Genomic DNA, 14,041 nt, shown 5'->3' with positions numbered 1-14,041 from the left:
AAGCAACTGTAAATGGTTTCAGTCGGGAGCCCTCCGCTGTTATGCAAAGTTTCTGGATGAGTGCTGAGCAACTGGCTCAGCTGTCAAATAATCTGTCTTCCGCTTTTGTCAGCCCCCTGCCAGCCTTTCAGCTGTTAAAAATCAGCGGTGTTGACCAACAAAAGTTTCTGCAAGGTCAGGTCACCTGTGATGTGACACAAGTCAGCAGCGAACATTTCCTGCGCGGTGCCCACTGTGACGCCAAAGGCAAAATGTGGGGCACTTTCCACTTGTTGCAGGCAGGCGACGACTTGTTATGGCTGGCGTTTCGCGACGAGCTGCAGGCTTCGCTGGCCCAGCTGAAAAAATACGGCGTCTTTTCCAAAGTCAGTTTCACCGAAGTGCAGGACCAATACGCGGTCTTTGGTATCGGCGGTGCAGACAGTGCGGCTTTACTGAGCCAGCTTGGTTATTCGCAACCGGCCATCGGCCAACAACAGGCCGTTGATGGTGGATACTTATTAGGCCTCGCCGCCGATCACTTTGTGTTGATTCTGGCAATCGAACAAGCCAAAACCCTGTGGCAGCAACAACAAGCGCTGATGGCCGCACCAACCCGCTGGCTGGCGCAACATATCGCACACGGCATGCCTTATCTGGAACAGCCGCTACTCGGCGAATACGTGCCGCAGCAGCTGAATCTGCAGGCGTTAGACGCTATCAGCTTCACTAAAGGCTGCTATATGGGCCAGGAAATGGTGGCGCGGATGAAGTATCTGGGCAAAAACAAAAGAGCCATGTACCTGCTCAAAGCCGATACCGAGCATACGCCGGTCGCCGGCAGCGATATCGAACTGCAGCTGGAGCAAAACTGGCGGCGCAGCGGTGTGGTGGTCAATGCGGTGAATATTCAGGGCCAACTGCAACTGCTGGCCGTATTACCAAACGATATCAGCGCAACCGACCATTTCCGGCTGGCGACAGAGCCGGATGTCAGCTTACAATTACAACCTTTACCATATTCCATCACTCCCTGAGGTCCTCATGACTATTCAACACAATAAAGTCGTCGCCATGCACTACAGCGTCAGCGATGCCAACGGCAACGAACTCGACAGCTCTTTTGGCGCCGAACCTTTAGTGTTTATCCACGGCACCGGTTCGCTGATCAGCGGCCTTGAGAAGGTTCTGACCGGTAAACAGGCCGGCGACAAGTTCACAGTTGCTATCGCTGCGGCCGATGCCTACGGCGAACGTCATGACGAACTGACTCAGGCAGTACCTCGCTCGTTATTCGAAGGCATGGAAGTGGAAGTCGGCATGCGTTTTCGCGCTGCAGGCCCGGATGGTCATGAACAATCCGTGATCGTACTGGATGTGACTGACGAAGAAGTAGTCGTCGATGGCAATCACCCACTGTCCGGTATCGACCTGACGTTTGATATCGAAGTGTTGTTAGTGCGTGACGCTACTGCTGAAGAACTGGCGCACGGCCATGCCCACGGCATTGATGGCCACGCTGGTCACGATCATTAAGACACTACGGCTGCCGGGCCACCGGCAGCCGTTTTCATTTTTACCCGCTCCGCCTCACACTTTTCTGCACAACACCAGCCGCTTGGTCTGACCAGAAAAAGCTGATATAAATCTGCTATCTCTGTTTGCGGATCACGCTGATGTCCGAACCTCAATGTTACCAGCCGATGTTGACCCCAGCACCGCTCACGCTGATAAACGCACAAGGCCGCCTGCAACAAGGCCTGTTTGATGCTTCAGTTGCTAATTTGAATCTATCGGCCTTCCATCTGCATTCAGTGCTGGATAAACCGGTCAGCCGGTTGACACAGCATTTTGGCTATAAACAGTTCCAGTTTGTTTGTGTCAGCGGTCCGGACTGGCTGCTGGCAGTGGCCATTGCCGATGTGCGTTATGTTTGCTCTGGTTTTGCGTATCTGTATCAGCAAGGCAAACCAGCGCGCGAATTTGCCCTGTTGGCGCCACTGGGATTTGGCTGTCTCACCAGCGAATCGCCGCAACAAGGCAAAGCGAGCATGGGCAAAGGCGCCAAACAGTGGCAAATCGACTGTGCCGCTACCCGCTGGATATTGTCTGTACAAGCACCCGGCTTGCAGGCAGAACTGCAGCTTAATTTTGATCAGCAACAGCCATTGGCGTTGGCGGCCCCCACCGGTTACAACGGCTGGACTTACACCGAAAAAAACAATGCACTGCGCGTCAGTGGAACCTTGCAGCTCGATGGTCAGCCGCTGGATCTGACTAAAGCCCGCGGCGGCATCGATTTCTCCGCAGGTTTTATGCGCCGTGAAACCAGCTGGCGCTGGAGTTCCATCAATGCTTTATTGGACGGCGTGCCTTTTGGTTTGAATCTGGCGGCGGGTGTTAACGAAACCGGGCTTTGCGAAAACGCCTTGTGGTATGACGGCAACATCCAGCATTTAAGCCCGGTCCGCTTTGAGTTTGATCGCGGTCAAGCCACGCCGTGGCGCATCCGCACATTATGTGGCGAAGTCGATTTAACCTTTGCGGCCGATTTCTGCCGGCAGGAAAAACTTCAACTTGGTCTGTTGGCGAGCAATTTCCGCCAGTATGCCGGGTTTTACAGTGGTACCCTGCGGTTACGCGATGGCCGGGTGCTGCAGCTTGAGCAATGTCTGGGGCTGGCGGAAGATCATTACGCCAAATGGTAACCAGATTCTATGCTGGTTCAGACCATAGGCAATTAATCAGATAAAACAAGGAGTTGTGATGATTCATCTTAAGCGTGTGTTGGCGGCAGGTCTGGTGTTCACTGCGCTCAGTGCCTGTTCACCCAAAGAAGTCGGTGATGTCAGTCTCGGGCTTTTTACCACCAAAGATATTAAAATTCAGACCTTTAACGACCCGGCCATTCCCGGTGTCACCTGTCATATCAGCCATGTTGAAGCCGATTTATCACTGGCAGACCCATCCGATATGTCGATCGCCTGCCGCCAGACCGGTGAAATCACTGCAGCGATGCTGAGCAAAATCGACAAGTCCAAATCCGGCGAAGTGATTTTCACCGCATCGAAAAGTATTTTGTTTAAGCATCTGAAAATCAGACGGATTTTTGATGCCGATAACAGAACTCTGGTGTATTTGTCGTATTCAACCAAAGAAAGTGCCGGCAGTGACAAACACTCGCTGACCACAGTGCCGCTGTGGGGCAGCCAGGCCTGGCAGGAACTGGAAGCGCAGCAGCAGGCGGCTAAAGCGGGTAAATAAGCCAGGCGCCAGAGCTTCGCCGGCAACAAATCAGTGGCAGCAATTCAGTGGTTTTTCCGCAGTTATTGCCGGAAAAAAGAAACCCGCCTATTGGCGGGTTCCTTTTATCAGGAGCTGTTCAAAGCTTGCGGATATTATCCGCCGCATCGCGGTCAATCAGCTTAATCAGCGGGTCGACGCCGATATAAGCCGTGCCTTTTGGCACCACCACACGCAGCTGCTGTGTACCGGATTTGATCCGGTGTTTTTGCAAATAAAGCAGCTGGTTATCGGCCGAAAACTTATCCGGATCTGCGCTGAAAGCACCAATATCGATGTCTTCGTCCAGCGGTTGCTCGGTTTCCGCACCTTTGCCGTCGGCACTGAGCCGTGCCGCCTGAATAGTTAAATCCAGTTGCAGCTGACCGTCCGGTAACTCGGTTTTCTGCAAGTCCAGCACGCGTAAATCATACAAAGTGATGAGCTTGAATTGCTGCTCGATAAAGGCTTTATCTTCAGCGCTGACACCAGCTGTTAAATGACGCAGTAAATCCAGCGTGGTCGGATACGGGTTTTGTTTGTACTGAAATTCCTGCAAAAACGCCTGCAGGTTTGCATCCAGCCGCTCTACACCAATCCGGTCTTTGATTGCCATCATCACGATAGAACCTTTGCGGTAATGGATATACCCCTGGCCTTCGGCGCGCAGCAGCGGTTCTTCCGCCACTTTCTCGTCGGTGCGACCGCGTAAATACCGGTCCAGCTCATATTTTAAGAACTGACGTAATTTGGCCTGACCATATTTGGTTTCCATCACTCTTAGCGCGCTGTATTGCGCCAGCGTTTCCGGGATCACGGCACTGCCCTGCACATTGGCGCTGCCGACCTGATGGCCCCACCACTGATGCGCCATTTCGTGCGCTGTGACGTAATACGGCATGTCGATGCTGTCTTCATTACGCAGGTCATTGATAAAACCAATACCCTCCGAATACGGTACCGTATTGGCAAAGGACTGAGCAAAATCACGATAGCCCGGGAACTCAATAATGCGCATCTGCTGGTGCTGATACGGCGAAAACGCCTTGTTGAAATAATCCAGCGAGTCCTGCATCGACAACATCATCCGGTCAATATTCCATTGATGCGCCGGGTGATAATAGACTTCCAGCGACACGCCCTGATAATCCTGCTTTTTCACCGCCAGCCGCGCCGACAGGAACGAATAGAAGTTAAACATCGGCGCATTCATTTCATAGCGGAAATAACTGCGGCCATCTTGCTGCCATTGTTTTTTCAGATAACCCGGCGCCAGCGCGGTTTGCTCCGAAGCGGTAGAGACAGTCGCGCTGAAATCAATAAAGTCTTCGGCACGGCCAAAACCACTTTCGTTGTAACGACTGCTGTCTTCCAGTTTATGCGCGCGCTGCACTGGCTCCAGGCCTCGTTTACTGCGCTCATGTCGTTCCTGCAGTTCAAAACCGGCGTTGTAACCAAACTGCGGCAACAGCTCCATGTTGTTGATAAAGGTGCCGTTTTCGACCACGGCCACATCAACATCATCATCCTGAAAACCCGGATTGGTGCGGCTCAGTTTAATCGTCATCGCCAGCGTTGCCCCCGGTTGCACTGGTGTGCTGAACTCCAGCCAGGCGGTGCCGAGGCGATTATCGCGTGGGCTTAACGTGGCGCCCGGCGCGATGATCTCCAGCGTGCGGGTGTATTTCGGCCAGTTCACCAGCATCTTGCTGACCGGCTTGTCGAATTTATTCACTAATGTTTGTTCAATCCGGGCATCAACCTGACGTTTCTCCGGATAGATATCAACAAAAGCTTCGACTTTGCTGGCCACCAGAATCGGGTCGTCAGCACCGGCTTTATAGGCTTTTTCATAATCGGCCTGTAAATCCATCTGCTGTTCGACGCTGTCGTATTGATTCAGCACGCGGGTGTTGTAATAAATCCAGCCACCGCTACTGACAAACACCAGACTACCCAGCAGGATCACGGCCTGACCGCCGGCGCCAATCTGATAACGCAGCTGCTGATAACGCACCGCCAGACTCTGTGCCGGCCCGCGCTGGAACATACCAAAACCCAGCACAAACAAAATGGCCGTCAGTCCACCCCAATACAACATGTACCAGCTATGACTTTCTAAGGTCCAGCCAAAGCGGTTTAAGTCGGAGAATGGCGCGGCCGGCGAGGCGGCAAAATGCCACATGCGGTGGTTAAAACCCCAGGCATCCAGCACTTGCGTCACAATGAAATAGACCACAAAGATGCCCATACCGGCATATTTGTTCGGGCTTAACACCTGAATGAGGAACGCCAGTACCACGGTCAGCATAAAGGGCAGGAAGTTAAAATAACCGAGGCGCACCAGATATTGCATCAGGTCCAGATCGTCAAAACCTTTCAGCAGCTGATAACTGATAGTGGCCAGAGCAAAGGCCAGATACATCAGCAACATAGCGCCGGCAACCGCCAGCAGTTTTGACAGCCACAGCACCATATTGGCCACCGGCGTGGCATCGATAATATCGCCAATACCTTGTGAACGCTCGCGCCAGACCACTTCTGCGCAGTAATAAGTCAGGATCAGCACCAGTAATAAACTGCTCGAATCCGTCACTAACTCAATCATAGTCTGGGTTAACGGCCAATCGGCCGTGCCGTAAAAACGCTGTGGCATAAACAAAGGCGCCAGCAGGTTAAAGATACAAATCAGCAGCAACATAAAAAATGGCGCACTGAATATCACTTGTTTGAGTTCAAAGCCAAGCCGCGTGCAGAACTGCGCCCATTGCGACGGGGCCTGCGCTTTGGTTTGCAAGCTCTGAATGGCAAACACCGGCACTGCGCTTTGCGCTTTGGCTTTGCCGGCGCGGGCTTTTGGCGTGAGCGCCAGCGGCTTAAATAAACCACCAAACAATGCCAGCAATATCACGCCCACCGCCAGCCATAACAGCCGGTTTTGCAACAAGACACCGCTGAAACTGACACTCAGGGTATTTTTCTCGACAATAGTCCAGTACCGGGACACGTCGGCAAAAGAGCGTAAACCAAAAGGGTCCAGCAGCGCCGCCATAGTGCGGTACTCCGGCGACTGGGCAAAACTGCCGGCAATCAGATAGAGCACAAACACCACCACAGCCACCAGATACATGGCCTGCATCGATTTAAACTTGCTGGCGATGGTGTAAAACAGCGCCGACAATACAAAGAGCGACGGCAGCGCGAAAATCAGGTAAGCGTCGACATAATAACTGAGCACTGTCGGACCAAACCGCGCCTGGTCGACCCAAGGCATCAGCGAGCCTAATAAAGTCCCGAGCGGCACCATGGCAAACACCAACACCAGCACCAGATAACTGCCAAAAAACCGGCCGAGCTGGTAAGACAAAGGCGGCACCGGCTTGGTACAGACCAGTTCTTCCATTTGGCTGGCGTGGTTACGCAGCGCCGCACTGCTGACAAAATTCACCACCAGAAACATCGAAAAGATCAGCATGGTCGTGATGGTGCGGGTGATGGCAAAAGGCCCGTTGCCCCAGACTTCACCGCCACCACCAATTTGCACGTTATCCGATGCTGTAGCAAAAAACGCCAGTAAAAAAAACAAGATTGAGGTGACATAAAAAGACGGCTGGCGCCGGTAATAACGCCATTCAAACTGGATCATCTGCAGGAACATAAGGTGCTCCTCAGACAGACTGGCGCTGGCGCGCCTGATGCAAACAAGAGAAATACACATCTTCCAGATTGGCGGCGCATGGGCTGAAGCCAACCGGCTGACTGATGGCAAACACGTTCAGCACAGTACGGCCGGCAAACAGTCGTTTAGAGATCACCGGTAATTGCTGCTCCAGTTCGTGCGCTTCGGCCTGACTGACCGTTTTAGTCCAGACCTGACCCTGCAATTCGTCGACCAGCTGCAGCGGGCTGCCAGTCAGCAGGATTTGGCCGCCGGCCAGCACCGCCATCTGTGGGCACAGCTCTGCCACATCATCCACAATGTGTGTCGACAGAATAATGACTTTATCTTCACCAAGGCTGACCAGCAGGTTGTGGAAACGGTTGCGTTCTTCCGGATCGAGGCCGGCAGTCGGTTCGTCGACAATCAGCAGCTGCGGGTCACCGAGCAAAGCCTGCGCGATGCCAAAGCGCTGGCGCATGCCGCCGGAAAAACTGCTGACCGCTTTGTCTTTGTGTTGATATAAATTGACGTGCGCGAGTAAAGCTTCAACAGTTTCACGCCGTGATTTTTTCTCGTTCAGGCCTTTGAGCACCGCCAGGTGATCCAGCAAATCTGCCGCGCTGATGCGCGGATAGACCTGAAAATCCTGCGGCAGATAACCCAAAGTACGACGCAGCGCGTTCGGGTCTTTTAATACATCAATGTCGCCAAAGCGGACGGTTCCGCTATCGGCTGATTGCAAAGTGGCGATGGTACGCATCAGGCTGGATTTGCCGGCGCCATTTGGCCCCAGCAAACCATACATGCCTTTAGGGATATTCAGACTGATATTCTGCAGCGCTTTAACGCCGTTATCATATGTTTTGCTTAGATTTGTAATTGTGAGCATGACCGGGTTGTTCCTGACAAAAGAAGACCAACACAGCATGCCAAAGGCGGTTGTTGACGCCCAGTTAAATACCTTTACAAATTGTGTCGGCTATTTCTTCAATGAAAAGACCTATCCCCAAAGTCATTGGATATTCGGGTAGGCGGCAACTGAGCGAATCGGCATGAGCATAGTTGTCTATGCGATTGCCGTGAGTGAAGGCAGCCAACACCCCCGAATTTTCAAGGACGAAGGGGATATTATAACTCAGCCCACATCCGAACTAGATTATGATAATGCCCGGTCAGTGCCAATACTTCGCTACTATCACCAAGCTGCTGGCGCAGGCTCTGAATTTGCTGGTCCAGCGAATATAACAACGCGCGTTTGGCGTCATCACGAATTTGGCTCTGACTCCAGAAGAAGCTGCAGACCCGTTCGCCACGAGTGACCGGCAATACCTGATGCAGGCTGGTCGACGGATATAAAATCAAATCACCGGCCGGCAGTTTGACCTGATGTTCGCCATAAGTGTCCATGACTTGCAATTCACCACCGTCGTATTCGTCCGGTTCGGATAAAAACAAGGTCGAAGAGACGTCTGTTCTTAAACTTAAAGTGCTGCCCGGTAAAATCCGGATTGCGCCATCGACATGCAAACCATAATGCTCACCGCCGCTGTAGGCATTAAACAATGGCGGCACAGTGCGCAGCGGCAAGGCGGCCGACAAAAACTGCGGATGCTGATACAAACGCTGCAAAATTATCGCGCCCAGTTCACGCGCCAGTGGGCTGTCGACCGCTAACTGGCGGTTATGCTTCACTTGTGCCCCTTGCGGCCCGACTGTGGCACGGCCGTCGGTCCAGCTACTTTGCGCCAGCAAACGGCGGAACTCGGCCACTTCGGCTTTGCTTAACACACCAGGAATATGTAATAACATCAGTTACCTCAATGCGAACAGGCAGCCCGCAGGCTGCCTGAATTGATGACATTATCTATCTTTATCAGAACGCGACATTAACACCCAACTTGGCCGAACGTGGCGCGCCCTGATGGTAACGGCCACCGCCGTTATTCAGTGACTGCACGTATTCTTCATCCAGCAGGTTATAAAGGTTAAATTGCACTGTCACTGTCGGATTCACCTCATAGGTCGCCATCGCATCAACCACCCAATAATCCGGCACTTCCAGCAGCGAATTTGTAGCCGCAACCAGGTTTGTAGTATTCGAGCGGGCCACTGAATCCATGTAACGGGCACCACCACCCAGTTTCAGTTTCTCCAGTGTGTAAGTGCCCCACACTGTGAAAGTGGTTTTTGGTGTCCACTGGATCAGGCCACCGTCGGTTGGCGCACCGCTGTATAAAGCACCACGGGTGATTTTTGGATTCATCAGCGCGATACCGGCATTCAGTTCAAAATTCTGCAGTGGTGAACCAACCAGCGCCAGCTCGAGGCCACGTACGGTTTTCTCGCCAACTGGGACATAAGTATTCAGGTCATCCCGCACCAGTTCGTTTTTATTGACGGTTTCAAACAGCGCTGCGGTCGCGAACAGGTTTTTATCCAGTAACTGCCACTTAGTGCCCAGTTCCAGGTTGGTGCCTTTTTGCGGCTCCAGCATCGGGTTGTTCTGGTTCGTCGCAGCAGTGCTCAGCGAGAAGTTGGTACCGCCCGGTGGCAATTGCGACGTGGCATAAGACAGATACACAGACCCATTTTCTGTTGGTTTGTATGTAGTGCCTACTTTATAGCTCAACAGATTGTCTGATTTGCGCGCTTCAGAGGCGACTAAAGTACCAACCGGAACCGTCTGTGGTGTAGCCGTGCCCTGCACAGTAATGAGGTTAGTATCGGTGTTGTAGTGCTCAGCGCGCACACCGGCACTGACTTGCCACTGCGCATTTAAATCAATGGTATCAAGCAGATATAAAGCGGCAGTACTGGTGTTGCCGTCAGTTTTGGCGCCGGTGCGGACTGGTAATGCGAACACGTCTGCAGTCGACGGGTTATACAGATTGGCATTGACCTGTGTGGTGCCGGTCGGTAAACCCAGTGTGTAGTTCAGCTGGCTTTCAAAGCTGAATTCGATACCAGAGGCAATATTGTGCGTCAGGCTGCCTTGCTGCAAAGTGGCATTCAAGTTGGTCTGGTTAATCAGCAGCTGGTTTTGCTGATCTTTGCCCTGGCGGTTACGGTTCACTGTCCAGGTATTCAGGTCATTTTTAGTCGCCGCCGGTACTGTGATGCCATTGCCGGTATTGATGCCGGTCAGCACATAGTCTTGTGACGACACGCCATAACGGCTGGTATTTTGCAGCTTCACGTTGTCGGCAAAATCATGTTCGACCTTCAGTGTCAGCATATCGGCGACGACGTGGTCAAAATCATTTTTGTTGCCGTAAAAGCTTTCGCGGTCCACTTTGCCAAAAGCCGGCGCCGTGTTGTTCGGGAACGCTGTGGCAATAGCGGCACTGTAGAAGCCTTCCAGACCAATGGTCGGCACGCCGCCGTCCGGGATATTGTCTTGCTGCACATGCAGCAGGTTCAGTGTGGTGCGGGTTTCAGTGTTCAGGCCAAACGCCAGCGAGGTAGCAATACCGGTGATATTGTTTTCCACCACATCACGACCCGGCACACCACTGTCCTGGCGCAGTAAATTCACGCGAATGGCAGCATTATCGATGGCCAGAGTCTGGTTCACGTCGGCACTGACGCGTTTATGCGAGCCTGTACCCACTGTCGCGCTGCCAGTGATAAAGCTATCCAGCGTCGCCGCTTTGCTGCTCATATTGATATAGCCGGAGGACGCGCCACGACCGTTATCGACGCCAGCCGGGCCTTTGGCAATTTCCACTTGTTCAGTGTTAAAAGTATCGCGGCTGATTGTGCCTAAATCGCGGATGCCGTCGACATAAATACTGCTTTGTGTATCAAAACCACGCATAAAAATCGAATCACCGGTCGCGGTGTTGCCGTTTTCCCCCATCAGCATGGTGATACCCGGCGTGTTGCGCAGCGTTTCAGATAAGGTGTTGGCCTGCTGTTGTTGGAACAGCTCTTTTTTCAGCACCACAATGGTCTGTGGTGTATCGACCAGCGGTTTCACTTGTTTGGCAGAGCTGGCTTTTTCGGCAATGAGTTCAGTTGAAATCGCGCTGCCTTTTACTTCGACTTCGGCCAGCTTACCAGTGTCCTGCGCATAAGCAGCCGGCATCGCCAGCATCAGCGCCGAGGCCAGAGCGGCCGGATACGGTTGAGAATGTTTCTTTGATTTGATTAACGACATGGTCAGATCCCTTTTTACTGCCGGTACGGCTGCTTTATTTTTCGGGCGCCATGTTATCGAGATCCATTCTTATTTGCAAATAGGAATTACTCCTATTCGTATTTTATTGATATTTGGCATGGGTTGATGCAGCCTTTGGTGTAGACGTTTGATTGGCTAGCGGCGAAAAACGGTTTGTTGGGGGGCTGGTCTAGCGGCTTTGAGTTAAGGGCTATTTGTCGAGGCAAAGCCAACACCGCCACCACTGCGTTCGCCCGTTCGCGCCTCCCGCGCTCACTCTTGATCGCTCACTCCGCGGCTGCCGCTGCTGGCTTTGTTGGGGTTTGGAGGTAGTAGCTTTAAGCGAAAAGCAGCTCTTGAAGTGCCTGATTTTCGGAAAAACTAAATGACAGTCTTGCTGCTATTGCAGATATTGTTGGGATCTGTCGTTGGTGCTTGAAAAAAACGAACACCCATAGTCCAGTGGAAGCTATGGGTGTCTCAGATTACTTTTTATGGGATAAATGTTTCATTTGAAACAGCTATAAACCCGTGAACAAACCATTCTGGGTAGTCTTTTGAAAATAATTTTATGTCCAGTAAAGATGAATCTATCTGTTTTGACTTTAGAAACTCAGTAGGTGGAATATAAAAATATTTTTTTAATATTAAAGAGCATAGAGACACCGGGACAGCATACTTCACAGACGCCGATTTATTTTCAATGTCATAATATTTTTGAATTTTCACACTAAACTGGTACGTCGAATTAGGCGGCAATATAATAAAATTTTTTGGTTCAAAATCGACATATTGCTCGGATTCACCAATATATGTAGCTTGCGTACCTTTCGTTTTAACATAAAAGCTATCACTAAAAACATCAGGGGAAAAATCACTGGATCTAATGCAATGCGCTTCAGAAGAGTTATTTGTATATCTATACACCACTCTGTCACTCACATCACTGTAAGCCGATTCAAAGTTGTACTTTTCTTTACTTGCAGCATAAAAGCTTGAAAATGCAGCAATAAATATTAGTGTGGAATGCTTCATCTTAGTACCCACAGTAAGTCGGAATAGCTTGACAGGCATGGGGCCTTAATCGACCAGCAGCGACATACAAGGCCCCCCAAACCCTAACATTAACATTTCAGCAACCATAGTAAAAGCCTACCCTCGACACGGACCGGCAAGGAAACACAATGCCCATGCCCCATAATGTGACTCCCAATCATTTATATGCAGCCGTGCCGTTTGCTACGGATTCGCCCTAAACATTTTTGATTTCCATCCGTTTGCGACTGGCACATACGGCACGCTGTGCATAGTGTGCGCTGGGGATGCACATATAAAAAAACCACCCGAAGGTGGTTTTTTTCATCACATCAACAGCTTAGCTGCCGTGTTTATCGCTGTGACGCATATGCGGGAACAGGATCACGTCGCGGATGCTTGGCGCGTCGGCCAGTAACATCACCAAACGATCGATACCGATGCCCTGGCCTGCGGTTGGTGGTAAACCGTGTTCCAGTGCTGTGACGAAATCTTCGTCGTAGTACATGGCTTCATCGTCACCGGCTTCTTTTTGCGCCACTTGTTCGCGGAAGCGTTCTGCCTGGTCTTCCGCGTCGTTTAACTCGCTGAAGCCGTTACCCAGTTCACGGCCGCCGATGAAGAATTCAAAGCGGTCAGTGATCTCCGGGTTATGGTCATTGCGGCGCGCCAGCGGCGAAATCTCGGCTGGGTATTCAGTGATAAAAGTTGGTTGTTGCAGCTTGGTTTCAACAAGTTCGTCAAACACTTCCATCAGGATACGGCCATGACCGTAATTGGCTTTGACTTCAATGCCTAAGGATTTGGCCAGTGTCGCCACCGCTTCACGCGTGGTCAGCTGCTCCAGCTTCACATCCGGGTTGTAGTGCAGGATGGATTCTGTCACTGACATGCGGGCAAATGGCTTGCCGAAATCAAAAATATGGCCCTGATATGGCACTTCTGTGGTGCCCAGCACCGACTGCGCCAAACCACGGAACAGCTCTTCGGTCAGGTCCATCAGGTCGTTGTAATCAGCATAAGCCCAGTAGAATTCCAGCATAGTGAATTCCGGGTTATGCCGCGTCGACACGCCTTCGTTACGGAAGTTACGGTTCAGTTCAAATACTTTTTCAAAACCACCGACCACTAAGCGTTTTAAGTACAGCTCTGGCGCGATACGCAGGAACATTTGCATGTCCAGCGCATTGTGGTGGGTTTCAAACGGCCGGGCTGAAGCGCCACCCGGAATGCTTTGCAGCATTGGGGTTTCGACTTCTAAAAAGCCTTTGCTGTTAAAAAACTGGCGAATGTACGCCACTGTTTTTGAACGGATTAAGAAAGTTTTACGCGACTGCTCGTTGACAATCAGGTCCAGATAACGCTGACGGTAACAGGCTTCCTGGTCAGTTAAACCGTGGAATTTGTCCGGCAGTGGACGTAATGCTTTGGTCAGTAAACGGATCTCATCCAGCCACACGGTTAGTTCACCGGTTTGGGTTTTAAACAGCGTGCCGCTGCCACCGACGATGTCACCTAAGTCCCACTTTTTAAAGCCTTCGTTGTAGACGTTTTCTGCCAGGCTGTCGCGGGCGACATACAGCTGGATTTTCCCACCAACGTCCTGAATCGTGGTGAAGCTGGCTTTACCCATAATGCGGCGCAGCATCATGCGGCCGGCCACAGTCACACGGATTTTTTTCTCTTCCAGCTCTTCTTTGCTCAGGTGCTCATATTGCGCCAGGATTTGCTCTGAAGTGGCGTCACGGCGGAAATCATTCGGGAACGGATTACCCTGTTCACGCAATGCAGCCAGCTTATGTTTCCGCTCGGCGATCAGCTTATTGACGTCCTGATGTTCTTCAATCGGATTGTTTTGCTCAGACATATTCAGTTCCTGATAATAAGCTTTAATACCCTTCACACTTGAAGCCGCAGCTTTGTTG

At 51.5% G+C, this 14,041-nt stretch carries 10 protein-coding genes; 4 read left to right on the top strand and 6 right to left on the bottom strand.

Annotated elements, in window-relative coordinates; translation table 11 throughout:
* Window positions 1–41: 41 nt before the first annotated feature.
* From ygfZ to ABNT34_RS08345, 4 genes are all read left to right on the top strand, one after another.
* Entirely contained in the window at window positions 42–1,016 is a 975-nt protein-coding gene (gene ygfZ / locus ABNT34_RS08360; RefSeq protein ID WP_348730560.1) for a tRNA-modifying protein YgfZ, read from the top strand.
* A gap of 7 nt (window positions 1,017–1,023) precedes the next feature.
* Window positions 1,024–1,515 (top strand): peptidylprolyl isomerase, encoded by a 492-nt coding sequence (locus ABNT34_RS08355; RefSeq protein ID WP_348730558.1) that lies wholly within the window; start codon window positions 1,024–1,026, stop codon window positions 1,513–1,515.
* A 140-nt stretch (window positions 1,516–1,655) separates the two neighbouring features.
* Window positions 1,656–2,687 (top strand): DUF2804 domain-containing protein, encoded by a 1,032-nt coding sequence (locus ABNT34_RS08350; RefSeq protein ID WP_348730556.1) that lies wholly within the window; start codon window positions 1,656–1,658, stop codon window positions 2,685–2,687.
* Window positions 2,688–2,745: 58 nt separating this feature from the next.
* Entirely contained in the window at window positions 2,746–3,243 is a 498-nt protein-coding gene (locus ABNT34_RS08345) for a CreA family protein (RefSeq protein ID WP_348730555.1), read from the top strand.
* A 118-nt stretch (window positions 3,244–3,361) separates the two neighbouring features.
* Here the strand turns inward: ABNT34_RS08345 and ABNT34_RS08340 are convergent, their stop codons facing one another.
* The 6 genes from ABNT34_RS08340 to lysS all read right to left on the bottom strand — a co-directional run bounded on the left by ABNT34_RS08340 (window position 3,362) and on the right by lysS (window position 13,983).
* Entirely contained in the window at window positions 3,362–6,919 is a 3,558-nt protein-coding gene (locus ABNT34_RS08340; RefSeq protein ID WP_348730553.1) for a M1 family aminopeptidase, read from the bottom strand.
* Window positions 6,920–6,929: 10 nt separating this feature from the next.
* Window positions 6,930–7,811, bottom strand: a complete 882-nt coding sequence (locus tag ABNT34_RS08335; protein ID WP_348730551.1) for an ABC transporter ATP-binding protein — start codon at window positions 7,809–7,811, stop codon at window positions 6,930–6,932.
* Between the two features lie 239 nt (window positions 7,812–8,050).
* Window positions 8,051–8,731, bottom strand: a complete 681-nt coding sequence (locus ABNT34_RS08330) for a Fe2+-dependent dioxygenase (RefSeq protein ID WP_348730549.1) — start codon at window positions 8,729–8,731, stop codon at window positions 8,051–8,053.
* 64 nt (window positions 8,732–8,795) lie between these two features.
* Window positions 8,796–11,081, bottom strand: a complete 2,286-nt coding sequence (locus tag ABNT34_RS08325) for a catecholate siderophore receptor Fiu (protein WP_348730547.1) — start codon at window positions 11,079–11,081, stop codon at window positions 8,796–8,798.
* Between the two features lie 492 nt (window positions 11,082–11,573).
* The gene (locus ABNT34_RS08320) at window positions 11,574–12,116 is read right to left on the bottom strand and encodes a hypothetical protein (RefSeq protein ID WP_348730546.1); all 543 of its coding nucleotides are present in this window, start codon (window positions 12,114–12,116) and stop codon (window positions 11,574–11,576) included.
* A gap of 340 nt (window positions 12,117–12,456) precedes the next feature.
* Window positions 12,457–13,983 (bottom strand): lysine--tRNA ligase, encoded by a 1,527-nt coding sequence (lysS, locus tag ABNT34_RS08315; RefSeq protein ID WP_348730544.1) that lies wholly within the window; start codon window positions 13,981–13,983, stop codon window positions 12,457–12,459.
* Window positions 13,984–14,041: the final 58 nt, after the last annotated feature.

Source organism: Rheinheimera texasensis (genome assembly GCF_964031785.1).
In the GTDB taxonomy this organism is placed as follows: domain Bacteria; phylum Pseudomonadota; class Gammaproteobacteria; order Enterobacterales; family Alteromonadaceae; genus Pararheinheimera; species Pararheinheimera texasensis_A.
Note: the sequence above shows the minus strand (reverse complement) of the source record. Positions and strands in the feature narration are given on the sequence as shown.